This is a genomic window from Streptomyces sp. GbtcB7 (assembly GCF_019091445.1).
In the GTDB taxonomy this organism is placed as follows: domain Bacteria; phylum Actinomycetota; class Actinomycetes; order Streptomycetales; family Streptomycetaceae; genus Streptomyces; species Streptomyces mirabilis.
In genome coordinates this window covers 63078-85823 of record NZ_JAGXJM010000021.1, presented here as the reverse complement: position 1 = coordinate 85823, position 22746 = coordinate 63078, and the positions used below count along the sequence as shown (strand labels likewise).

Here is a 22746-nt window from a genome sequence, read left to right as displayed (position 1 = left end):
TGCGATACGACCTCGAATACCGGAGCATTCCCCATGTGATCAGAGTTGCCGCCAAGCAATTCGCGGACGCGCCGGCCCTCGTCGACGAGAGTCGCCGGTGGAGTTTCCGTGAGGTGGAGCAGCACATGGTCCGGGCCGTGAAGGCCGCCGTCGCGCTGGGGATCGAGCCGGGGGACCGTGTCGGTCTGTGCGCTCCGAACTCCGCCGAGTGGATCCTGGCCGCGCTCGGCATCCAGGGCGCCGGGGGCATCGTGGTGCCGCTCAACACGAGGTTCAAGGCACAGGAGATCTCCTACATTCTGCGCAAGTCCGGAGCGAAGGCCGTCTTCGCCTCGTCCTTCCTCGGCCATGACTACATAGCCGGGTTGAGGAACGCCGATCCGGATCTGCCCGCGTTGCGCAGGACGGTGTCGATTCTCGGCCCGCAGGGGGCGGCGGACCTCGCGTGGGAGGACTTCCTTCGCGCGGGAGAGGCCGACTCGTCGTCCACGGCCCACGACTTGATCGACCGGCTGACTCCGGACGACGTGTCCGACGTGATGTTCACCTCCGGCACCACCGGCCATCCCAAGGGCGTCGTGCTGACCCATGGACAGTCCCTGCGCGCCTATGGCTGGATGTCCGAGGAATACACGTTCACGCATTCCGACAGCTTTCTGATCATCCCGCCGTTCTTCCACTGCTTCGGTTACAAGGCGGGGTGGCTCGCTTCCCTGATCCACGGTGTGAAGGTCATCCCCATGCGCACCTTCGACGCGGGGCGGGCGCTCGAGATCATCGGCCGGGAACGGGTCAGCATTCTCCTGGGGCCTCCGACCATTTTCCAGGACCTGGTCAACCATCCGGACCGTTCCGCGTCCGACCTTTCCTCACTGCGGGTGTCCATGACGGGCGGCACCACCATTCCGGAATCGCTGATCCGCGCCATGAAGTCGGAACTGTCCTTCGACATCGTGATGAGCGCGTACGGGCTGACGGAGTCGACCGCGTTGGTGACGACCACCCGGATCGGGGACTCGGAGGAGACGGTCGCGCGGACCACGGGACGGACCATCCCGGACGTCGAGGTGAGCATCGTCGACGACCAGGGCCTGGCCGTTCCCACCGGGCAGGACGGCGAAGTCCTGGTACGTGGCTACAACGTCACCCGCGGGTACTGGGACGACCCCGAGGCCACCGCCACCGCCGCGGCCGTCGACGCCGAGGGCTGGCTGCACACCGGTGATGTCGGGCGCCTCGACGAGAGGGGAAACCTCTCCATCGTCGACCGCAAGAAGGACCTGTACATCGTCGGCGGTTTCAACGCCTATCCGGCCGAGATCGAGAAGCTGCTGCTCGGGAACGAGGCCATCGAGCAGGCCGCCGTCATCGGAGTGCCTGACGAGCGTCTCGGTGAGGTCGGCTGCGCCTTCCTCGTCGTGAGACCGGGCCACCGGCTGACCGAGGCCGACGTCGTCGCGTGGGCACGCGAGAACATGGCCAACTTCAAGGTCCCCCGGCATGTCCGGTTCGTCGACGCGCTGCCGCGCAATGCCGGCCAGAAGGTGCTCAAGGACGGGCTGCGGCGCGATTGGAGCAAGCCGAGTGGCAACTGATCGCGTGGACGCACCAGGACACGGCTCGGCCGGTCCCCTCGCGGGCATCACCGTGGTGACCCTGGAGCAGGCGGTGTCGGCTCCCATGTGCACCCGCACGCTGGGTGACTTCGGGGCGCGGGTGATCAAGGTGGAGAACCCCCGGGGCGGCGACTTCGCCCGGCACTACGACGACGTGGTGGGCGGCCTCGCGGCCCACTTCGTCTGGCTCAACCGGGGGAAGGAGTCGGTGGCCCTGGACCTCAAGTCCCCGGCCGGGATGGCGGTGCTGCGCCGGCTGCTCGACCGCGCCGACGTCCTGGTCTCCAACCTCGCGCCCGGGGCGACCGCGAAACTCGGCATCGCCCCGGCCGACCTGGCCGTGAGCCATCCCGGGCTCATCGCGGTGGAGATCGACGGGTACGGGCCCGGCGGGCCGCTCTCCCACAAGCGCGCCTACGACCTGCTGGTCCAGGCCGAGTCGGGGGCGTGCGCGACCACGGGCCGACCGGGCGCGCCGGCCAAGGCGGGACCGCCGATGGCCGATGTGAGCACCGGTCTGTACGCCGCCCTGTCGATCATGGCGCTGCTCTGCGGGAAGGAGCGCGGCCGGGTGCAGGGGCCCACCTCCGCCGCGGTCAGCCTGTTCGACACCATGACGGAGTTGATGGGCTATTCGCTGACCTACACCCGGCACACGGGCGTGGACCAGGAGCCGAAGGGCATGGGCTCGCCCGCGGTGGCGCCGTACGGGGCCTATCCCACGGCCGACGGTCACACCGTCGTCCTCGGCACCACCAACGACGGCGAGTGGCAGCGGCTCGCGCGTGAGCTGATCGGCCGCCCGGACCTGGCGGACGACGAGCGCTTCCGGAGCAACTCCGGCCGGGTCGCGCACAGTGAGGTCCTCGACGCGGAGATCGGCGCCTGGTGCGCGCGTCATGACCTGGCCCACGTCCAGGACCGTGCGGATGCCGCGGGGATAGGGAACTCCCGCTACAACACCCCGAGCGACGTCGTCGCGCACCCGCATCTGACGGCCCGCGACCGCTGGCGCGAGATCGACACGCCGGGCGGTCCGGTACCCGCGCTGCTGCCGCCGCCGGTCATCTCCGGCTACGAGCAGCCGATGGGGCCGATCCCGGCCCTCGGCGAACACACCGCGGCCGTCCTCGCCGAGCTGGGGATCGGCGCCGAGGGGGAGTCGCTGTGAGCGAGGAGCCGGTGCTGCTCTGCGACGACTCGGGCGGCGTACGGACGCTGACGTTGAACCGTCCGCACCGCAGGAACGCGATCGACGAGGAGTTGTGGCGCGCCCTGCGGGACGCACTCACGGACGCGGGGAACGATCGGTCCGTACGGGCACTCGTGCTGACCGGGGCGGGCGGCGCGTTCTGCTCCGGCGCGGACATCTCGGGGGGACTCAGTGCCGCGCACCCCATGTACCGGATGCGCACCCTGAGCGAAGTGACCCTGCTGCTGCACGAGTTGCCCGTCCCGACCGTCGCCAGGGTCAGCGGGGTGGCGGTCGGCGCGGGCTGGAATCTGGCGCTCGGGTGCGATCTGGTGGTCGCCACTCCGGAGTCGAGGTTCTCGCAGATCTTCGCGCGGCGCGGGCTGTCCCTCGACTGCGGGGGATCCTGGCTGTTGCCGAGGCTCGTGGGTCTGCAGCAGGCCAAACGGCTCGCGCTGCTCGCCGAGACGATCGACGCCGAGGAGGCGCGGTCGCTGAACCTGGTGACGTGGGTGGTGCGCGCGGAGGAGATCGACGACTTCGTGGCGCGCCTCGGCGCGCGTCTGGTGGCGGGCGCCCCGGTGGCCCTCGCCCAGAACAAGGCGCTGCTGAACGAGGGCGCCGACCGCACACTGCGGGACGCGCTCGCGAACGAGGCGCGGGCCCAGGCGGTCAACTTCGCGACGGCGGACGTCCCGGAGGCGTACTCCGCGTTCAAGGAGAAGCGTGCGCCGGTCTTCACGGGCCGTTGGGCGGTAGCGGGTTCGAGGCCATCTCACCGACCGGAAGGGTCGACATGCGGGAAGCAGTGATCGTGGAGGCGGTCCGTACCGCCGTCGGCAAGCGCAACGGCGGGCTGTCGGGCATGCACGCCGCCGACCTCTCCGCGGTCGTCCTGGGCGCGCTCGTCGAGCGGACGGGGATCGATCCGGAGGTCGTCGACGACGTGATCTGGGGCTGTGTCTCCCAGGTCGGGGACCAGTCGAGCAATATCGGACGCTATGCGGTGCTGGCCGCGGGCTGGCCCGAGAGCATCCCGGGGACCACGGTCAACCGGGCCTGCGGATCCAGTCAGCAGGCGCTGGACTTCGCCGCGCAGGCGGTCATGTCCGGCCAGCAGGACGTCGTCGTGGCGGGCGGGGTCGAGGTGATGAGCCGGGTGCCGCTCGGCGCCGCGCGCTCCACCGGAATGCCGTACGGGCCCCAGGTCCTCACCCGCTACCAGGACTTCTCCTTCAACCAGGGCGTCTCCGCCGAGAAGATCGCGCAGAAGTGGGGCTTCGCACGGGAGCGGCTCGACGCGTTCTCGGCGCTGTCGCACGAGCGGGCCGCGGCGGCGCAGGACGCCGGTGCCTTCGAGGCCCAGATCACCGCCGTGTCGCCCGAGGGGGCGACGATCGTGACCCTCGACGAGGGCATCCGGCGCGGTACGAGCGTCGAGACCCTCGCCAAGCTCAGGCCGGCGTTCACCGAGGACGGTGTGATCCACGCGGGCAACGCCTCCCAGATCTCCGACGGGGCGGCGGCGCTGCTGGTGACGACGCCGCAGAGGGCGCGCGAGCTGGGGCTCACACCGCTGGTGCGCTACCGCGCGGGTGTGGTCACCGGCTCCGACCCGGTGCTCATGCTCACCGGTCCGATCCCCGCGACCGAGAAGGTGCTGCGGAAGGCGGGCGTGGGCCTGCCGGAGGTCGGCGTCTTCGAGGTGAACGAGGCCTTCGCGCCCGTACCCCTGGCCTGGCTCGCCGAGACCGGCGCGGACCCCGCGCTGCTCAATCCGCTGGGCGGCGCGATCGCGCTCGGCCATCCGCTCGGCGCGTCGGGGGCCGTGCTGATGACCCGCATGGTCCACCACATGCGGGACCACGGGATCCGCTACGGCCTGCAGACCATGTGCGAGGGCGGCGGCACCGCCAACGCGACCCTCGTAGAGCTCGTATCCCCCGCATCCTGAGCACCCTCACGGAGGACGTCGTGCGCCGAGAACTCTTCACCGCCGACCACGAGGCGTTCCGGCAGCTCGTCCGGGAGTTCGTGGCCAAGGAGGTGGTCCCCCACTACACGGAGTGGGAGCACGCGGGCCGGCTGCCGCGCGAGCTCTTCGAGAAGCTCGGCTCACTCGGAGTGCTGGGCATGTCGGTACCCGAGGCGTACGGCGGAGCGGGCCTGCACGACTACCGCTACAACGTCGTGCTCCAGGAGGAGGCGGCCCGCGCCCTGGTCACGCTCGGCACGGTACGCACCCAACTCGACGTCGTCCTCCCGTACTTCCTCGCGTACACCGACGAGGACCAGCGTGAGCGCTGGTTCCCCGGCCTCGCGGCGGGCCGGCTCCTGACCGCCGTCGCCATGACCGAACCGGGCACGGGCTCCGATCTCGCGGGCATCCGCACCACCGCCGTACGCGACGGGGACACGTACGTCCTCAACGGGGCCAAGACGTTCATCACGGGCGGTCTCCTCGCCGACCTGGTGATCGTGGTGGCGCGCACGTCGACCGATCCCGGCGACCGGCGGGCGGGCCTGACCCTGTTGGTCGTGGAGGACGGCATGCCCGGGTTCGCGCGCGGGCGGGTGCTCGACAAGATGGGCATCAAGGTGCAGGACACCGTGGAGTTGTCCTTCGACGAGGTGCGGGTCCCGGTCGCCAACCGGCTCGGCGAGGAGGGCGCGGCCTTCGGCTACCTCGGCCACAACCTTCCCCAGGAGCGGATGACGGTGGCGGTCGGCTCGGTCGCGCAGGCGAAGGCGGCACTCGAGACGACCCTCGAATACGTCAAGGAGCGGCAGGTGTTCGGGACTCCGGTCGCCTCCTTCCAGAACACGAAGTTCGAACTCGCCGCGGTGGCGGCCGAGATCGAGGCCGCGCAGATGATGCTCGACCGGGCGGTGCGCGAGCTCGTCGACGGCGAACTCTCCGGCGCGGACGCGGCCAAGGTCAAACTGTTCTGCACGGAGATGCAGGCACGCGCGGTCGACCGCTGTCTGCAACTCTTCGGGGGGTACGGGTACATCCTGGAGCACCCCATCGCCCGGCTGTACGCGGATGCGCGCATCACCCGTATCTACGCCGGCACGAGCGAGGTCATGAAGGTCATCATCGCCAAATCCCTGGGACTGTGAGCAGCATGGCGGACTTCTCCAGCAGGACCGGTGTCGCGTTCGTCGCGGGCGGCACCGGCGGCATCGGCGCGGCCGTCGTGCGCATGCTGGCCGAGCGCGGCAGCGACGTGGCGTTCACGTACCGCACCAGCCAGGCCGGGGCCGACGCCCTAGCCGCCGAGGTGAAGGCGTACGGACGCCAAGTCCTCGCCCTGCGCCTCGACCTGGGCGACGAGCGGGCCACGGCGGAGGCCGTCGCCGAGGCGTCCGACGCCTTCGGGGGCCTGCACACGCTGGTGTACGCGGCGGGCCCGCATGTGCCGATGGTGCACCTCAGCAAGGTGACGCCGAGTCAGTACCGGGCCCAACTGGACGCGGACGCGGTGGCGTTCTTCAACCTCGTCCATCCCGCGCTGCCCCTGCTGCGGGAGACCCGGGGCTCCATCGTCGCCGTCACCACCGTGGCCACCCGCCGGTTCCCCGTGCGCGACGGGCTGTCGTCGGGCACGAAGGGGGCGGTCGAGGCGGTGGCACGGGCGCTGGCCGCCGAGGAGGGCCGCTACGGCGTCCGCGTGAACTGCGTCGGCCCCGGCATGCTGACCGACGGCATCGCCGCCCGTCTGATCAGCTCAGGCGAACTCGACACGGCGGCCCTGGACATCACCCGGCGCAACATCCCGCTGCGCCGTTTCGGCGAGGCGAAGGACATCGCGGAGGCGGTGGCGTTCCTGGCCTCGGACCGGGCCGGTTTCATCACCGGGCAGGCGCTGGGGGTGGACGGCGGGTACAGCGTGTAGCCCCCGGTTCCTCACTCCGGCGGCGTGATCCGCCGGCCGCCGACGAACGTCGCGCGTACGACGTCGGCCGACATGAGGTCGAGGGCTTCTTTCAGCGGTACGTGGAGGAGGCACAGATCGGCGATCGAGCCGACCGTCAACCGCCGCACTCGGGAGGGGTGTTGGGGCTCTCCCGCGAACAGGTCAAGCGCCGCGCGCCGGGCCACCGCCTCCCCGCCGGAGCGCTCGACGGCCGCCCGCATCACCGCCCAGGGGTCGGCACTCCCGTACGGCGCGTCGGTCCCGGCGGCGAGCGGAATCCCCGCCTCGGCCAGGGACCGGCAGCGGTACAGGTGGGCCTGGTCGTCCGGGTCCACATCGGTCGCGTACTCCCGTCCCCGCTCCTCGGGAAAGTGCGGTTGCGTCACGACCGTCACGCCGAGCCGCGCGAGCCAGGGCATCGTCTCGGCCGGGATCACCGACCCGTGCTCGATCCGGTCGCCCGCGACCGGCCCGGCCTCCTCCAGGGCGAGCAGGGTCACGAGCAACTGCACCCGGGTCACGCAGTGCACGGCCACCGGGCGGGGCCGCACGGCCGCCACGGATGCCGCCAGCTCACCCGGCGTGGGCAGGGTCGCGTCGTCGAGCAGGAACTTCGCCGGCGCGTCGCCGATCCCCATCACGACGAGCCGCTGCGGCAGTACCGACAGCAACTCCGGCAGGCCCTGGCCCGGATGCGGATCCGCGTTGGTGAACCCGGTGATCCCGTACGCCGCGGCGCGGGCTCCCACGCCGCGCAGATCCAGCCGTACGGGCGGAGTGAACCCGCGCAACCGCTCGTCCTGCCTCCAGAACCGCCCGTCACCCTCGCCGTCCAGCCCGGCGGCCCGCAACGCGGCGCTGTTCCACACCCACAAGGCCCCGCTGCGATGCTGGACCCGCACCGGCCGATCGGGCGCGAACCCGTCGAGCACCCGTCGGTCGAGCTCCCCCGCGACGCTCTCGTGGTAGCCGACGGCCCGCACCCACTCCCCCGGGGGCCCGCTCCGCAGAGCCGCCACCAGTCCGTCCCTGTCGCCCGCCTCCGCCGGACCGACCCGCACCGACGCGGCCTCGGCCGCCAGTGCCGCCAGGTGTACGTGGTGGTCGTGCAGGCCGACCAGCAGCGCGCCGCCCCGGCCGTCTACATCGCCGCGCCCCGCCCGCCGTCGGCCGATCCCGACGACCCGTCCTCCTCCGAGGCGCACGTCCACCCTGCCGTACCCCTCGACCTCCACGTCCGTGATCAGCACGTCAACGGCTGCCGGTGAGGGCGGCGGCACAGGCGGCCATGGAGAGACTGAGCAACTCGCCTCCGCCGTCGGCCAGCGAGCGGGCGACGGCATGGGCGGCGAAGACGCCGGTGACGGGGTCGGCGAGCGCGTCGCCCAGAAAGACGGGGTCGCCGGCGCGGTCGAGGCCGGTGAGGCCGCCAGCGACCGCCGCGTCGTCACCGAAGGCGATACGGTCCTCGTCGCGCCCGTAGCCGGTGATGCTCAGCCACACACGGCCTGGGCGGGCCGCGAGGAACTCCTCGGCGTGGATGCCGAGTCGGCGCAGTGCCCTCGGGCGTGACGCCTCGATGACGACGTCCGCCTCGGCGACGACCTCGGCCGGCGCGCCGGAGGCGAAGTCGAGCACCAGGCTCTCGTGTCCGTCGTGCAGCCAGCGGTAGAAGGCGGGCGATCCCCTGCGCGCGCCGTCCGGTCTGGTGGTGCTCTCCACCTTCACGACCCTCGCGCCCGCCGCCCCCAGCAGCCGGGCGCACAGGGGGCCCGCCCACAGGGCCGAGAAGTCGACTATCCGCAGCCCGGCCGGGCCCCGTGGGCTCGCCGCCCCGCCTCGCTCGGCGCGTACGGGAGCGCGGGTGCCGCGGGCCGAACCGTGGGCGGCGGCCGCGATCCCGAGCAGTTGCGCGTGCGCCGCGACGTCGGCCGCCGCGGCACGGCGCGCGGCCTCGTACGGTTCCTCCGTCCCGGCTCCCCCGAGCAACGCGACGAGAGCGGGCACGGCGGCCAGGTCGTCGGGGCGGGCCAGGTTCACGGCGGCCCAGCCGTCGGCGGTCTCGAGGAGGTGGCAGGAGCCGCCGGCCGAGACCCTGCCGGGGAGGGGGAGGCCGGTGAGGCGGGCACGGAGGAAGAGGGCGTTCGGTAGGTCCACGGGCACGCCGGTGAGGCCGGTGAAGGCCTTCGCCACGTCGTGGAGGGGGCCGAGGAACGGCTCGACGGGTTCCATCCAGCTCCGGAGAGTATCGTTCTCCAATTCATGAACCCCCTTCTCGGCCGTGGCGATCTCCCATTACACTCCAGTCGCCGCCGGTTGGGGAGGGGAACGACATGACCTTGGACTCGCCCTTCCACCTGGTCGACCTCGACCGGGAGGCGCCGGTGCGGGCCGACGCGAAGGATCGGGTTCTCGTCGGTGTGGCGGCGGAACCGGTCGACGCGAGCCCGGAGTTCCACATCCTGCTCACCGGTGTCGCCGATCCCCCGCGACCGTGGGTGGGGTGCGCGGACCTGGACGCCGTCACCCAGCGCCTCGCGGCGGTCGTCGCGGCGCAGCCGGCCGCCTCCGTCGCGCTGACGCAAGTGCTGCGCATGGGCGGGCACGTCACTCCGCCCGAGCGGCTGGTACTCGAATCCCTCGCCTACTCGGTGCTCCAGAGCGGCGCGGGCTTCCGTGCCTGGCTGGCCTCGGCGCGCCCGCGCACTCCACGTCCGGCCGCCGAGCCCGTACGGCTGTGTCGTGACGGCGACCGGCTCGCCATCACCTTCGACCGGCCGTGGGTACGCAACGCGTTCGACGCCGGGACCCGGGACGCCCTGTGCGAGGCGCTGCACGTCGCAGTGGCGGATCCGTCGATCACGCACGTCGACCTGTACGGGAACGGTGCCGCGTTCTGCAGCGGAGGTGACCTGGCGGAGTTCGGGACGTCCCGTGATCCGGCCCAGGCCCACCTGCTGCGGGTGCGGCGCAGTCCGGCCGCGCTGCTCCAGGAGTGCGGTCCCCGGGTGACCGCGCATCTGCACGGCGCCTGTGTCGGCGCCGGGATCGAACTGGCGGCGTTCGCGGAGCGGGTGCTGGCCGCGCCGGACACGGTGATCCGGTTGCCGGAGGTCGGGATGGGGCTGATCCCGGGCGCGGGCGGCACGGCGAGTCTCCCGGTCCGGATCGGCCGGGAGCGCACCGCGTATCTCGCCCTGTCGGGCGACACATTGAGCGCGGCGGAGGCGCTCGGCTGGGGCCTGGTCGACGAGATCGGCGAGGCCACCGCGGCGGGCGTCCCCTCGCCACCCGCCACGGCCACCGGTGCCCCGTCCGCCACGGCGTCGGACGCCCCCTCCTCGTCCGACGCGACGGCGGCCGGGCGCTGAACCCACCGCGCGGCACGGCGGTCAGCGGGTCACGTGGGCACCGTACGACGGCCGTCGGGGAACGCCGCGCGTCAGCTGCCGTTCCACACCGGCGTCCTGCGCTCCGCGAAGGCGCGGGCGCCCTCCGCCGCGTCCTTGCTGCGGAACACCGACATGACCTCGTCCGGTTCGGCCCAACGGCGTTCCCTTATCAGCTTCTTGGTCATGGCGACGCCCAGCGGACCGTTGGCGGCGATCCGCCCGGCCAGGGCGAGCGCCTCCTCCCGTACCCGGTCGGCGGGGACGGCACGGTTCACCAGGCCGGCCCGCTCGGCCCGCGCGGCCGTGACCGGATCGCCGGTCAGGCCCATCTCCAGGGCGACCGCCAGCGGCACCCGGTCGGCGAGCGTCGTACCGCCCCCTGCCGCGAACAGGCCCCGCTTGACCTCGGCGATCCCGAGCTTGGCGTCCTCGGCCGCGACGACCAGGTCGCAGGCCAGCACCATCTCGAAGCCGCCGCCGAGCGCGGAGCCGTTCAGCGCCGCGATCACGGGGGTGCCGATGCCGTCCCGGAAGAACCACACCAGGCCGTCGAACTTGCCGCCGCCCTTCGCGAACGCCTTGAGGTCCATGCCCGCGCAGAACACGGTTCCGGCGCCCGTCAGGACGATCGCCCGGACCCTCGGATCGGCGTCCGCCTCCCGCAGTACGTCCGACAGGTCGTCGATCAGCTCCGGACTCAGGGCGTTGCGGGCCTCGGGCCGGTTCAGGGTGGCGACGAGGACGTTGTCGACCCGTTCGGTCAGGACCAGGTCGCTCATCGGGCGGCGCCCGTCGCCGCGCGCGCCCGGGAGCGGTACGCCTCCAGCTTCTCGGCGGGTTCGATCAGACGGTGGCTGCGCGACTGGATGGACACGTCGTGGCCCTCGGCCCGCTTGCGCAGCGCCCCCACCGTGGCCTGCTCACGCGGGACATGGGTGAAGGGATCGAAGGAGTACCAGCGCATGGCGTTCTCGTGGGTCATCTTGTCGATGTCCGAGTCGGACACGTCGAAGCGCTCCATCACGCCCATGAGTTCCTCGGGCGCCTCCGGCCACATCGAGTCGCTGTGCGGGTAGTCGCACTCCCAGGCGATGTTGTCGATACCTATCTCGTGACGGAGTTTCACCCCCATCGGGTCACTGATGAAGCAGGTGAGGAAGTGCTCCCGGAAGACCTCCGACGGCAGCTTCCCGCCGAAGTCCTGGAGGGTCCAGGCCGCGTGCATCTCGAAGGTGCGGTCCACCCGCTCCAGGAAGTACGGGATCCAGCCCGTCCCGCCCTCCGACAGGGCGATCTTCAGATCGGGGAAGTCCTTGACCGGCTGGGACCACAGCAGGTCGGCGGCGGCCGAGACGATGTTCATCGGCTGCAGGGTGATCATGACGTCGGGCGGCGAGTCGACCGCCGGGATCGCCAGCTTGCCCGAGGAGCCGATGTGCACCGACAGGACGGTGCCGGTGTCGGACAGCGCCCGCCAGAGCGGGTTCCAGTAGGGGTCGTGGAAGCTCGGATACCCGAGCACCGCGGGGTTCTCGGTGAACGTCAGCGAGTGGCAGCCCTTGGCGGCCACCCGGCGGACCTCCGCCGCACACAGTTCGGCATCCCAGATGACCGGGATCGCCATCGGGATGAACCGCCCGGGATGCGCCCCGCACCATTCGTCGATGTGCCAGTCGTTGTAGGCCCGTACCAGCGCGAGCGAGAAGTCGGCGTCCTCCGTGGCGAACAGCCTGGCCGCGAACCCCGGGAAGGACGGGAAGTTCATCTGGGCGAGGATGCCGCCCGCGTTCATGTCGGCGACGCGCTCGTTCACGTCGTAGCAACCGGGGCGGATCTCGTCCAGGGCCTGCGGTTCGAGGCCGTACTCCTCCTTGGGCCGGCCGGCCACCGCGTTGAGCGCGGCGGTGCGGATCACCGTCTCCCGGAACGTCCAGGTGTCGGTGCCGTCGTCCTGGTGGACCAGTTGGGGCGCGTCGTCCTTGTACCGCTCGGGGAGGTGGTTCACGAACATGTCGGGGGGTTCGATGATGTGGTCGTCGACGCTGATGAGGATGAGATCGTCTCGATCCATGACGGGTTCCCTTCCGGAAGGGGGAGGCAGGCGGCTCGGGTGGGGGTGGAGGGGCGTACGGCTAGTCGGAGGCGGGCAGCGGCTTGGCCGCCTTGACGGTCATCAGGACGCCGTCGCAGCTCAGTTCGCCGGTGCCGGAGGAGGTGCAGAGCACTTCGAGGGCCCCGTCGGCGTCCACGTACCGCTTGCCGATGAGGGTGACGGCCTCGGCCGCGCCGCCGGGCGCCGGCTTCGCGGCGGTCGCGGGGACCATCGGACTGCCTCCGCAGGAGAGCTGGACCGAGCCGCCGGCGGGGGCGCGGACGACGACCACCCGCGTGCTGCAGACGGCGCTGGCGAGCTGGTCACCGGGGCGCGGCGTCGTTACCGGTGGGGTCATGGTGGATGTCCCTTTCGAGCAGGCGATCGGCGAGCAGGTTGATGTCGTAGGACTGTCGGGCCATCCAGAACCGCAGGAAGCCGGTCAGCGAGTACCGCAGGAAGAGCGCGGAGCCCACCACGGTCGCGGAGATGCCGCCCAGTCCGAGCGCGAGTCCGTCGCCCTGGACGAGCGGGTCGACGGTGTTGTGGGACACCAGGTAGCCCGAAACGCCGAGCCCCAGGCCGCCCACCATCAGCAGGACTCCGAGGCGCAGCCAGAGGGTGGCCCGGGCGGCGGCCGGGTCGGGGATCTTCAGTACCGCCAGTTCTCGGACGAAGCGGTCCGCGCGCGGCTCGGTGGTGGTCATGCGGAACTCCCCAGGTAGAGGGCGGACAGTTCGGCGCGCAGCCCGCCGTCGGGGTGGCCCTGCCGTTGGACCCGGCCACGTACGAGGACGGCCGCGTGGTCGGCGATGTCGAGGACGGCGGCCGCGAACTGCTCCACCACCAGGACGGCCACGCCCTGCCGGGCGATCTCGGCGACCTGTTCGTAGAGCCGGCCCACGATCAACGGGGCGAGTCCCATGGAGAGTTCGTCGAGCAGCAGGACGGCGGGATCGGTGGCGAGGCCGCGGGCGAGGGCGAGCATCTGCTGCTCGCCGCCGGAGAGGGTGCCGGCCGCCTGCGAGGCGCGGCGGTGGAGGATCGGGAAGCGCTGGAAGGCGATCTCCTCGATCTCCGCGCGGCTGCGGCCGGTGAAGGTCATCATCAGGAGGTTGTCGCGGACGGACAGGTTGGGGAACACGCCGCGGCCCTCGGGGATCAGACAGACCCCGGCGCGGGCCAGGTCGCGGGGGTCGGCTCTGGTCATGTCCCGGCCGCCCAGCCGCAGACGGCCGGATTCGAGGGGGTGGACTCCGGAGGCGACGCGCAGGGTGGTGGTCTTGCCCGCCCCGTTCGGGCCCAGCAGTGCCACCACCTGCCCGGCGGCGACCTGGAGGTCGACGCCGTGCAGGACCGTGATCCGGTCGTAGGCGGCACGGACGCCGCTCAGTTCGAGAATGGCGCTCACGCGTCCCCCAGGTAGGCCGCCAGGACGGTCTCGTCGTTCCGGATCACCTCGGGCGGGCCGGACGCGATGACCTTGCCGAGATCGAGTACGTACACCTCGTCGCACACGCCCATGACGAGGCTCATGTCGTGTTCGACGAGGACCACGGCCGTGCCGTCGTCGGTCAGCGAGCGCAGCAGCGCGGCGAACCGTTCGGTCTCCTCGCTGTCCTGTCCTGCGGCGGGTTCGTCGAGGAGGAGCACCTTGGGCCGGATGACCATCGCGCGGCCGACCTCGACCAGCCGGCCGACTCCGGTGGGCAGTGCGTCGGGCGGGCTGTCGGCGAGATCGGTCAGGCCGAGCCTGGTGAGGGTCTCGGTGACGGCGTGGTGCGCCCGGCGCCGGTCGGGACCTAGTTCGGCCGCGACGAGGAGGTTGTCGCGGACGGTGAGGCGGCCGAAGAGCTCCAGCCGCTGGAAGGTGCGGGCGAGTCCGCGCCGGGCGCGGCCCGCGGGGCTGGTCCGGGTGACGTCCTGTCCGTCGAGGAAGACCTGTCCGGAGGAGGGCCTGCGCAGTCCGGAGGCGACGTCGAACAGGGTGCTCTTGCCTGCTCCGTTGGGGCCGATGAGTCCGGTCACGCGGCCCGGTTCGGCGCTCAGGGCGACGCCGTCCAGAGCCCGGTTGCCGCCGAAGGCGACGGTCACTCCGCTAATCCGCAGCGAGGCCACGGGCGAGCACCTCCCTGTCCTCGGGGCGCCAGGCGCGCCGCAGTCCCCACCACTCGACGGGGATCTCCGGTTCGGTCGGTGCGGCGGTCCGCCGGGCCGTCGCCCAGATTCGCAGCGCCACCCCCGCGGCCACCGAACAGCCCAGGAACGTCCAGCCGTTGATCAGGTCGCCGAGCCGCAGGACCCACAGCAGGGCGAGCACGCAGAGCAGGCCGGGCAGGGCGATCCGGTCCCGGCCGAGCGGCTCCCACTCGCGGCGGAAGCGGACCACGATGCCGTCGGGGTTGTGGCCGAGTCCGAGGCCGGCGAGGCCGGGCAGCAGGGCGACGAGGTTCTGCGCCCAGGGCGCCACGGCGACCAGCGCGTTCGTCGGGCCGATGTAGGCGGTCCCGGCGAACAGTCCGTTGCCCACCGCGCCGAGGCCGCCGACCACCGCGACGAGGAAGATCGGCAGTCCCGCCACCAGGTTGAACTGGTCGGCGGTGATCGACCGTTGTTGCATTCCGTACAGTGCGCCGCCGAGCCCGGCGATGCCCGAGGAGAGCGCGAACACCAGGACCTTGGCCCGCAGCAGGCTGCCGCCTAGGGTCGCGTAGGCGGCCTCGCTGTCGCGCAGCGCGATCAGCCGCCGTCCGAACCGGCCCCGGCGCACGGCCGCCACGACCAGTGAGGCGAGCGCGAGGCAGACGGCCGCAAACACCAACTGCTTCGCCGCGGTGTCCAGTTCTAGGCCGAAGAGCCGGGGTCCGGCCACGTCCACCGAGCCCTGGTCGAAGAGGGCGATCCGCATCCCGAACAGGTGGAAGGACGGCAGGGTGAAGATCCACCGGTCCAGGACGACCGCGAAGGCGGCGGTCCCGAGCGCCAGGTACACCCCGGACAGCCGCAGTGCGGGCAGCGCGACGACGGCGCCGGCCACCGCGGAGACCAGGATCGCGGCCCCGAGGGCCCAGAACTCCCCGTGCGCGCCCAGGTGGGCCCAGACGACGGCCCCGATCCCGGCCATGCTCAGCTGGCAGAGCGAGATCTGTCCGGCGTACCCGGCCAGGGGTACGTACGACAGGGCCACCACGCCGAGCGAGAAGATGGCGCCGTAGGTGATGAGGTCGGCCTCGCCGAGGACCGAGGCCAGTACCGCGCCGAAAGCGACGACGCAGACGGCGAACACAGCGGTGCCGCGGGCCGTCGGAACCGGCACCGGGCGCAGCTTGCGGTCCCGGCCGCGCAGTCGTCGGTGCGGGAACGCCAGCAGGGCCACGAACAGCAGTAGCGCGGGGGCGGCCAGTCTGAGGCCGGGCAGGTAGGCGTTCTGCGGGAGATAGCCGGTCAGATAGCTCTCCATGCAGCCGACCACGATCGCGCCGACGAAGGTCAGGGGCACGCTGCGGAGTCGGCCGAAGATGGCCGCGGTGTAGGCGCTGACGATCAGCAGCGAGAGCTGGGCGGCGTCGAGGGTGACGGTCGGCGCGATGAGGATGCCGCCGATCGCGGCGAGTTGGGTGCCGAGGATCCAGGCGGTCTTGTTGGCCCGTACGGGATGGGCTCCCGTCAGCCCGACCAGGGCGCGGTCGTCGACGGTCGCCCGCATCTCGGCGCCGGGGCGGGTGCGGTAGAGCAGGATCCGCAGGCCGACCGCGACCAGCACCGCGACGGTCATGGTGAGGGCCTGGTGCCAGGTGACCACGGCCGAGCCGATGTGGAGGGGCTTCCGGTCGGCGAAGAACGTGGGCAGCGTGCGCGGCACGTTGGGGTCCCAGATCCAGCGGGCGACGGCGATGAGGCCGCTCAGCAGCGCCACCGTCATGACCAGCCGTTCGGCCTCGCCCAGCGCCTGGACGGGCCGGAGGACGACCTTCTCGACGAACAGGCCGAAGGCCGGGGCGAGGACGAGCAGGACCACGGCCAGCGCCACCGGTACCGGCCAGCCCCAGCCGCCGGTGAGCTGCCAGTAGGTGAAGGCCGACAGCATGCCCGCCGCGCCGTGCGCGAAGTTGAAGACGCCGGTCGTCGTGTAGGTGAGCACCAGTCCGCTGCCGATGACCGCGTAGATCGCGGCGGTGCTCAGGCCGACGATCCCGAAGGTGAGGAACTGCTCCATGACGGGCCGTCACTCACACTCTCGCCGGGGCCGGCGAGGACGAATGGTCTCGGCGGCCGGTCGACCGGGAGGCGGTGGCACTGGCACTGGCACCGGCGCACGAGCAGAGGGCCGCGTCCTCGCAGGGCGCGGCGGACGTGGCGAACGTCAACCAGGCCTGAAAGGGCCGCAGCGGCGGCGGTGCCATCTGCTGCAAGGCGTACTTGGCGACCGCCCCCAGGGCGGCGAAGGGTGTGGGCTGGTTCAAGGGGTCTCCTCCTCGGTGCTGTCCCCGAGCGGCCGGCGGGAACAGGTGATCGCCCCGGCCACCTTGAGCGCGAGGTGGTTCTCCTCCTCTCTATTCGTGGAAACTAGCTTCTCACTAAGAGAGAATCAACCATTCACACAAAGGCAGGAGAGACGATGAGCGGACAACGCAGGGGAACCGCGATCGCCATGACCGACCCCGAGCGGGACACCTTCCTGCGAACCCAGCCGCTGTGCCGGGTCGCGACCGTCGGACGGGACGGAGATCCCCATGTCAGCGCCCTGTGGTTCGTGTGGGACGGATCCACGCTGTGGCTCAACTCGCTGGTACGCAGCCAGCGCTGGACCGATCTGGACCGGGATCCCCGGCTCAGCGTGATCGTCGACGACGGGGGCACGGACTTCATGGCGCTGCGCGGCGTCGAACTACGAGGCGGCGTCGAGGTCGTCGGCGAGGCACCCCGCAAGGGAGATCCCCTGGACGAGCTCGTGCGCCCCGAACAGCTCTTCGCGGACAAGTACATGGGCGGCGGCGCGTTCCGGTACGACGGGAAGCACGGCTGGCTTCGGCTCACCGCGGAGAAGGTCGTGAGCTGGGACTTCGCGAAGCTCCGCCGCGACCGTTGACGCCATGACCAGTGACGCCATGACCGTTGACGCCATGACCGTTGACGCCATGACCCACACATGGAAACCTGCCACTCGTGAATTGAGAATGATATTCTCACCGAAGGGCGGAAAGGTCCTTGTCCACTGACGACCTGATGGAGATTCAGCAGCTGCTGGGCCGCTACGCGGTCCACATGACCCGGGGCGACATCGACGGGGTGCTCGCGGTCTTCACCCCCGACGGCACCTACAGCGCCTTCGGGGACACCTACGGCCTCGACGAGTTCCCGGCCCTGGTCGCCGCCGCGCCCAAGGGTCTGTTCCTGGTGGGTACGGCCGTGATCGAGCCGCCCGGGCCCGGGGAGGCGGACGGGAACACCGCGACCGGCACCCAGCCGCTGTGCTTCATCGACCACGCCACCCACGCCATGCGGATCGGCTACTACAACGACACCTATCTGCGGACCGCCGACGGCTGGCGGCTGCGGACGCGGGCGATGACGTTCATCCGCCGCAGCGGGGCGCACGACTCGGGCCGCCCGCACGCCTTCGAACGCCCGGGCGCGTGAACGTCACGGAGTTCCGGTCGGGTCTGGGCCACTGGCTCGACCGGAACGACCTCTCCCCCGGGCCCGATCACTCCCTCGACGGCCAGGTCGCGCAGCTGGCCAGGGTCCGGCGCGCGCTCTACGAGGCGGACTGGATGCGGTACGGCTGGCCCACCGAGGTGGGGGGCCTCGGCGGGCCCGCCGTGCTGCGGGCCGTGCTCGGCGAGGAGGTCGCCTCCCGGGGCCTGGCCGAGCCCGGCATCTACTCGATGATCGAGGTGCTCGCCCCGACGATGATCTCGTACGCCCGTCCGGAGCTGGCGGCAGAGATGGTCCCGCTGCTGCTCGGCGGCCGGGAGCAGTGGTGCCAGGGCTTCTCCGAACCCGGCTCGGGCAGCGACCTCGCCTCCCTCACCACCCGGGCCGTCCCCCGAGGCGGGGACTGGGTGGTGACGGGCCAGAAGGTGTGGACGAGCCTCGCGCAGTACGCGGCGCGTTGTGTCCTGCTCACCCGCACCGCGCCGGGCCACGACGGGATCACCGCGTTCTTCGTCGACATGGACACCCCCGGCATCACCGTGCGGCCGTTGCGCACGATGCACGGCGTGGACGAGTTCGCCGAGGTGTTCTTCGACGACGTGGTCGTCCCCGCCGACCGGATGCTCGGCCGCCCCGGCGACGGCTGGCGACTCGCGATGGACCTGCTCCCGCACGAGCGCTCCACCTGCTTCTGGCACCGCGTCGCCCACCTCTACACCCGGCTCGACCGGCTGCTCGTGGAGAGGACCGAACCGGACGACACGAGCGACGACCTGGCCCTCGGCGCCGCCTATCTGGCACTGCACACCGTGCGTTGCCGCTCCCACGGCACCCAGCGGCGCCTCGCGGCGGGCGCCCGACTCGGCCCGGAGACCTCCGTCGACAAGGTGCTGCTGGCCACCGCCGAGCAGCAACTCTTCGACACCGCCCGGGACCTGCTCCCCGGCGTGCTGGAGCTGACGGACACGCCGTGGCGCGAGGAGTACCTGTACTCGCGGGCGGCGACCATCTACGGCGGCACCGCCGAGATCCAGCGCAACATCATCGCCCGTCGGCTGCTGGACCTGGGAAGGGACTGACACACGATGGATGCCGCCGAGCGGGACCTGTTCGCGCAGACGCTCCGCAAGACGATGACAGCGGCGTCGGGCCGCGCCCTCGACACGGCCCTGGCCGACCTCGGCTGGTCCGACCTGCTGACGGAAGTGCCGGACGTGGCGGTCCCGCTCACCTTCGGGCTGCTCGGCGAGACCGGCGCGCACGCGCCGCTGCTCAACGACGTCCTGCTGCACGCGGCGGGACGTGCCGTCGGGGGCACACTGCCCCTGCCGTACACGGGCGGCGCGTGGGTCGTGTGGGGGCGCACGGACGAGGCGGGCGACGCGCTGGACGGCGAGCTGCCGCTGCGGACCGTCGCGGCCGGGGATCCCGTCCCGCTCGCCGCGGGACGCCGGGCGCTCGGCTGGTGGCTCCTGGGCACCGGCCGGGCGATGCTCGCGCTCGCCCGCTCGCACGTGCTCGACCGGACCCAGTTCGGCCGTCCCCTGGCCTCCTTCCAGGCCGTACGGCACCGGCTCGCCGAGACCCTTGTCGCGCTCGACGGCGCCGAGTCGACCCTCCTGGCCGCCGAGGACGACCTCGGCTGCCTGCTCGCCAAGGCGGCGGCCGGACAGGCGGCGCTCACGGCCGCCCGGCACTGTCAGCAGGTCCTCGGCGGGATCGGCTTCACCGCCGAGCACGACCTGCACCGGCACGTCCGGCGCACCCTCGTACTGGACGGACTGCTGGGCAGCGCACGGGAGTTGACTCGGGAGGCCGGCGCGCTGATACGCGAGGGCCGCTCGGCTCCGCGACTCGTACAGCTGTGACGCGGGCCCGCGAAGTCGTCGTTCAGCTCCGCCTCTCACCCGCGATGTCGTCCAGGGTCCACCACGTGACGGGCCCACGGGCGGGGCCGCGTAGGGGATGCCGCGCCAGGCGAGGACGCCCTCGCCGATCTCGACGCCACGCACCAGGACGTCAGGACCGGGCCCGCGTCCGTCCCCGCGCGGTGACGTCGACGCGCCGGGCGGCGACCTCACTCGTCCCCGGCTGCCAGGTCTCGGCCATGTACCCCTCGATCAGGTGCGCCTCGTCGAGGGTGGCCGCGCCCGCGATCTGGCGGTAGTGCCGCAGCAACCGGCGGACACCGCGCTGGTCGTTGTTCACGATGTCGGCGGCCAGCCCACGGGTGAAGGGCAGCAACTCCTCGTGCGGGACGACGTGGTTGACCAGTCCGAGGCCGAGCGCCTCCTCGGCGGTCAGGAAGTTGCCGGTGAGCGACATCTCGACGGCCCGCCGGTGCCCGACGGCCTGGGCGAGGAGTACGGTCGCGCCGCCGCCCGGCATGATGCCGAGCCGGGCGTGGGTGTCGGCGAACCGGGCGCGCCGCGACGCCACCAGGAACGTGCACTGCAGGGCCACTTCGAGCCCGCCCGTCACCGCGACGCCGTTGACCGCCCCGATGACGGGCTTGCCGATCACCGGCAGGAAGCGGAAGAGCCCGTTGGCGTCGCGCTCCGGTCCTTGACCGGGCGCCCGGGGGACCGCGGTCGGCGGCGACTCCCCCGACACCTCCTTGAGGTCGACCCCGGCGCAGAACGCGGGATCCGCGCCGGTCAGGATCACGGCATCGACATCGAGGGCCTTGCCCGCGGCCGTGACCGCGTCCCACAGCGCGAAGGTGGCCTCCCGGCTCAGCGCGTTGCGCGCCTCGGGCCGGTTGAGCGTCACCGTCGCGATCCGCTCCTCGACGTCGACAAGGACAACAGGCTCCCGCCCGGCCAAAACGCCACCTCCACCCTCCACCCGAAAGAACCTCACAGCCGACGCGACCTCACAGCCGTAAGAACCTCGTTCTCAGAATGTGCATACCTTACTATCGTCACATGAAAATCGACGGTACGTTCCGCGGGTTGTCGGACGCCGCGGAACGGGCCCGCACCCTCGAGGAGCACGGCTACGACGCCGCGTGGGCCGGAGAGGTCAATCAGGACCCCTTCCTCCCCCTGGCCGTCGCCGCCGGGGCGACCGGACGCATCACCCTGGGCACGTCCATCGCGGTGGCGCTCGCCCGCTCCCCGATGACCCTCGCCCACACCGCCGACGACCTCCAACGGCACAGCCGCGGCCGGTTCGTGCTCGGTCTCGGCTCCCAGGTGAAGGCCCATGTCGTACGCCGCTTCTCCATGCCGTGGGGCAGACCGGCCGCGCAGCTGCGCGAGTACGTCCTCGCCCTGCGGTCGATCTGGTCGGCGTGGCACGACGGCACCCCCCTGGACTTCCAGGGCGAGTACTACCGCCACACCCTGATGCCCCCGGACTTCGTCCCGCCCCCGCACGACTTCGGTCCGCCGCGCGTGCTGCTCGCCGGCGTCGGCGACCTGATGACCCGGGTCGCGGGTGAGGTCGCGGACGGCTTCCTCTGCCACGGCTACACCACCGCCCGCTGGATCCGCGAACGGACGCTGCCCGCCCTGCGCGAGGGGCGCGCACGCGCCGGCGCTTCCCTCGACGACTTCGAGGTGCTGGGCACCCCGTTCCTCGTCACGGGCACCGACAAGGAGATCGAAACGACCCTCCCGGTGCTCCGCGGCCGTATCGCCTTCTACGCCTCCACACCGGCGTACCGGGGCGTCTTCGCACTGCACGGATGGGACGGCGCGAGCGAGGAGCTGACCGCGCTGTCGAAGGCGGGGCGCTGGCAGGACATGGCGGGGCTGATCACGGACGAGATGGTGGACGCGTTCGCGATCGTCGCCCCCGCGGACGAGCTGCCCGCACGGGTCGCGGAACGCTTCGGCGGGCTGCTGACCCGTCTCTCGTTCACCCCTCCGCCGAGCCTGGACCGTGAAGCCGCCATGGACCTCGTCGCGCGTCTGCGCGCCTGCTGAACCACGCGCTGAACCACGCCGCACCACAACCCATCGCATCCCCTGTCATCCCCTCGCATCCCACCGAACCGCACCGGGAGTGCCTGTGACCGACCTCTGGAACGACCTGCTCACCTGCCTGGAGCTGCGCCCCGACCCCTCGGCGCCCGAGCCCGACACGGGCTTCGAGGGATCCAACCAACACCTCAGCTATCACCGGCTGTTCGGCGGGCAGCTGCTCGCCCAGTTCGTCCGGGCCGCCGCTCTCACCTGCCCGGACAAGGCCGTCAAGTCCCTGCACGCCCAGTTCCCGCGCGAGGGCCTGACCGACGAACCCGTGCGCTACGAAGTGACGCGCCATCGCGAGGGCGGCACCTTCGCGACACTGACGATCGTCGCCCGGCAGACGCCGGGCGTCATCGCCACCGCCTCGGCGTCCCTGCACGCCGAGGAGGACGGACTCGACCAGCAGAGCGACGTCAAGGTCCCCTCCGTGCCCGGCGCGGAGCACGACGTGGACCTCGGCCTCATCCCCTGGACGACCCGGTCGATCACCGACCTGGAGTCCCCGAAGGCGGAGCCGCCCGAGTACGACCTGTGGATGCGCACGCCGGAGGTCGCCCCCGAACTCGCCCCGGCGCTCATCGCCTACGCCACCGACCTGACGCTCATCGGCACCGCCGTGCGCCGCCTCGACGGGATCTCCCAGCGGGACTCGCGCACGGTGTTCACCTCCGCCGTCACCTCGCACAGCCTCTGGTTCCACCGGCCGCTGCGCACCGAGGGCTGGCTGCTGCTGCACCAGCACAGCCCGATCCTCGCCCACGGCCGCTGCTTCGGCCGGGGGGACGTCCTGACCGAAAACGGCGCTCTCGTCGCCTCGTACGCCCAGGAGGCGCTGCTCCGCTTCCGGAACTGATCCACCGACGGCGGGGTTCGTCCGGGGTGCCGATCAGTGGGGCGCC

24 protein-coding genes are annotated in these 22746 nt (G+C 71.8%); 13 read left to right on the top strand and 11 right to left on the bottom strand.

Annotation, left to right across the window (positions count from 1 at the left end; genetic code table 11):
* Nucleotides 1–35 precede the first annotated feature (35 nt).
* From KVT44_RS31030 to KVT44_RS31005, 6 genes are read left to right on the top strand one after another with little or no spacing between them, the layout of a single operon-like run.
* Entirely contained in the window at nt 36–1595 is a 1560-nt protein-coding gene (locus KVT44_RS31030) for a FadD3 family acyl-CoA ligase (protein WP_308314162.1), read from the top strand.
* Nucleotides 1585–2787, top strand: coding sequence for a CaiB/BaiF CoA-transferase family protein (locus KVT44_RS31025; RefSeq protein ID WP_308314161.1), 1203 nt, complete (start codon nt 1585–1587; stop codon nt 2785–2787). The genes KVT44_RS31030 and KVT44_RS31025 overlap by 11 nt, the downstream gene beginning before the upstream one ends.
* On the top strand, nt 2784–3620 hold the full coding sequence (locus tag KVT44_RS31020; protein WP_308314160.1) for an enoyl-CoA hydratase-related protein: 837 nt from the start codon (nt 2784–2786) through the stop codon (nt 3618–3620). The genes KVT44_RS31025 and KVT44_RS31020 overlap by 4 nt, the downstream gene beginning before the upstream one ends.
* Nucleotides 3605–4762 (top strand): thiolase family protein, encoded by a 1158-nt coding sequence (locus KVT44_RS31015; protein WP_217570299.1) that lies wholly within the window; start codon nt 3605–3607, stop codon nt 4760–4762. The genes KVT44_RS31020 and KVT44_RS31015 overlap by 16 nt, the downstream gene beginning before the upstream one ends.
* 20 nt (nt 4763–4782) lie before the next feature.
* Nucleotides 4783–5931: an acyl-CoA dehydrogenase family protein gene (locus tag KVT44_RS31010; protein ID WP_217570297.1), complete on the top strand. Its 1149-nt coding sequence runs from the start codon at nt 4783–4785 to the stop codon at nt 5929–5931.
* A gap of 5 nt (nt 5932–5936) precedes the next feature.
* On the top strand, nt 5937–6707 hold the full coding sequence (locus tag KVT44_RS31005) for an SDR family NAD(P)-dependent oxidoreductase (RefSeq protein ID WP_217570295.1): 771 nt from the start codon (nt 5937–5939) through the stop codon (nt 6705–6707).
* Nucleotides 6708–6718: 11 nt separating this feature from the next.
* On the opposite strand, the gene KVT44_RS31000 is transcribed toward KVT44_RS31005, so the two are convergent.
* Together KVT44_RS31000 and KVT44_RS30995 are read right to left on the bottom strand one after the other, a co-directional pair.
* A complete protein-coding gene (locus KVT44_RS31000; RefSeq protein WP_217570293.1) occupies nt 6719–7978 on the bottom strand; it encodes an amidohydrolase family protein in 1260 nt (419 codons plus the stop codon).
* Between the two features lies 1 nt (nt 7979).
* Nucleotides 7980–8960, bottom strand: a complete 981-nt coding sequence (locus KVT44_RS30995) for a CoA transferase (protein ID WP_217570291.1) — start codon at nt 8958–8960, stop codon at nt 7980–7982.
* Nucleotides 8961–9061: 101 nt separating this feature from the next.
* Here KVT44_RS30995 and KVT44_RS30990 point away from each other — a divergent pair, with 101 nt between their 5' ends.
* A complete protein-coding gene (locus KVT44_RS30990) occupies nt 9062–10099 on the top strand; it encodes an enoyl-CoA hydratase/isomerase family protein (protein ID WP_217570289.1) in 1038 nt (345 codons plus the stop codon).
* A gap of 71 nt (nt 10100–10170) precedes the next feature.
* Here KVT44_RS30990 and KVT44_RS30985 read toward each other — a convergent pair whose 3' ends face one another.
* The 8 genes from KVT44_RS30985 to KVT44_RS30950 form a co-directional block, all read right to left on the bottom strand.
* Nucleotides 10171–10899, bottom strand: coding sequence for an enoyl-CoA hydratase-related protein (locus KVT44_RS30985; RefSeq protein ID WP_217570287.1), 729 nt, complete (start codon nt 10897–10899; stop codon nt 10171–10173).
* Nucleotides 10896–12191, bottom strand: a complete 1296-nt coding sequence (locus tag KVT44_RS30980) for an amidohydrolase family protein (RefSeq protein ID WP_217570285.1) — start codon at nt 12189–12191, stop codon at nt 10896–10898. Before KVT44_RS30980 ends, KVT44_RS30985 begins: the two co-directional genes overlap by 4 nt.
* Before the next feature lie 61 nt (nt 12192–12252).
* Nucleotides 12253–12570 (bottom strand): hypothetical protein, encoded by a 318-nt coding sequence (locus KVT44_RS30975; RefSeq protein WP_217570283.1) that lies wholly within the window; start codon nt 12568–12570, stop codon nt 12253–12255.
* Nucleotides 12536–12919 carry a hypothetical protein gene (locus tag KVT44_RS30970; protein ID WP_217570281.1) on the bottom strand — a complete coding sequence of 128 codons (384 nt, stop codon included), beginning with the start codon at nt 12917–12919 and terminating at the stop codon, nt 12536–12538. The genes KVT44_RS30975 and KVT44_RS30970 overlap by 35 nt, the downstream gene beginning before the upstream one ends.
* On the bottom strand, nt 12916–13623 hold the full coding sequence (locus tag KVT44_RS30965) for an ABC transporter ATP-binding protein (RefSeq protein WP_217570279.1): 708 nt from the start codon (nt 13621–13623) through the stop codon (nt 12916–12918). The genes KVT44_RS30970 and KVT44_RS30965 overlap by 4 nt, the downstream gene beginning before the upstream one ends.
* On the bottom strand, nt 13620–14330 hold the full coding sequence (locus KVT44_RS30960) for an ABC transporter ATP-binding protein (protein WP_217570277.1): 711 nt from the start codon (nt 14328–14330) through the stop codon (nt 13620–13622). The genes KVT44_RS30965 and KVT44_RS30960 overlap by 4 nt, the downstream gene beginning before the upstream one ends.
* On the bottom strand, nt 14311–16428 hold the full coding sequence (locus KVT44_RS30955; protein ID WP_217570275.1) for an ABC transporter permease: 2118 nt from the start codon (nt 16426–16428) through the stop codon (nt 14311–14313). Before KVT44_RS30955 ends, KVT44_RS30960 begins: the two co-directional genes overlap by 20 nt.
* A 13-nt stretch (nt 16429–16441) precedes the next feature.
* Nucleotides 16442–16675, bottom strand: coding sequence for a hypothetical protein (locus KVT44_RS30950; protein WP_217570273.1), 234 nt, complete (start codon nt 16673–16675; stop codon nt 16442–16444).
* A 155-nt stretch (nt 16676–16830) separates the two neighbouring features.
* Here KVT44_RS30950 and KVT44_RS30945 point away from each other — a divergent pair, with 155 nt between their 5' ends.
* The 4 genes from KVT44_RS30945 to KVT44_RS30930 all read left to right on the top strand — a co-directional run bounded on the left by KVT44_RS30945 (nt 16831) and on the right by KVT44_RS30930 (nt 19738).
* The gene (locus tag KVT44_RS30945; protein ID WP_099924688.1) at nt 16831–17301 is read left to right on the top strand and encodes a pyridoxamine 5'-phosphate oxidase family protein; all 471 of its coding nucleotides are present in this window, start codon (nt 16831–16833) and stop codon (nt 17299–17301) included.
* A 119-nt stretch (nt 17302–17420) separates the two neighbouring features.
* On the top strand, nt 17421–17852 hold the full coding sequence (locus tag KVT44_RS30940; protein ID WP_254650106.1) for a nuclear transport factor 2 family protein: 432 nt from the start codon (nt 17421–17423) through the stop codon (nt 17850–17852).
* A complete protein-coding gene (locus KVT44_RS30935) occupies nt 17849–18949 on the top strand; it encodes an acyl-CoA dehydrogenase family protein (protein ID WP_217570271.1) in 1101 nt (366 codons plus the stop codon). Before KVT44_RS30940 ends, KVT44_RS30935 begins: the two co-directional genes overlap by 4 nt.
* Before the next feature lie 6 nt (nt 18950–18955).
* Complete coding sequence (locus KVT44_RS30930) at nt 18956–19738, top strand: acyl-CoA dehydrogenase family protein (protein ID WP_217570269.1); 783 nt, start codon at nt 18956–18958, stop codon at nt 19736–19738.
* A 151-nt stretch (nt 19739–19889) separates the two neighbouring features.
* On the opposite strand, the gene KVT44_RS30925 is transcribed toward KVT44_RS30930, so the two are convergent.
* The gene (locus KVT44_RS30925; RefSeq protein ID WP_217570267.1) at nt 19890–20696 is read right to left on the bottom strand and encodes an enoyl-CoA hydratase; all 807 of its coding nucleotides are present in this window, start codon (nt 20694–20696) and stop codon (nt 19890–19892) included.
* A 101-nt stretch (nt 20697–20797) separates the two neighbouring features.
* Here KVT44_RS30925 and KVT44_RS30920 point away from each other — a divergent pair, with 101 nt between their 5' ends.
* Nucleotides 20798–21802: a TIGR03617 family F420-dependent LLM class oxidoreductase gene (locus KVT44_RS30920; RefSeq protein ID WP_217570265.1), complete on the top strand. Its 1005-nt coding sequence runs from the start codon at nt 20798–20800 to the stop codon at nt 21800–21802.
* Nucleotides 21803–21887: 85 nt separating this feature from the next.
* Nucleotides 21888–22700 (top strand): acyl-CoA thioesterase domain-containing protein, encoded by an 813-nt coding sequence (locus KVT44_RS30915; protein ID WP_217570263.1) that lies wholly within the window; start codon nt 21888–21890, stop codon nt 22698–22700.
* Nucleotides 22701–22746 lie beyond the last annotated feature (46 nt).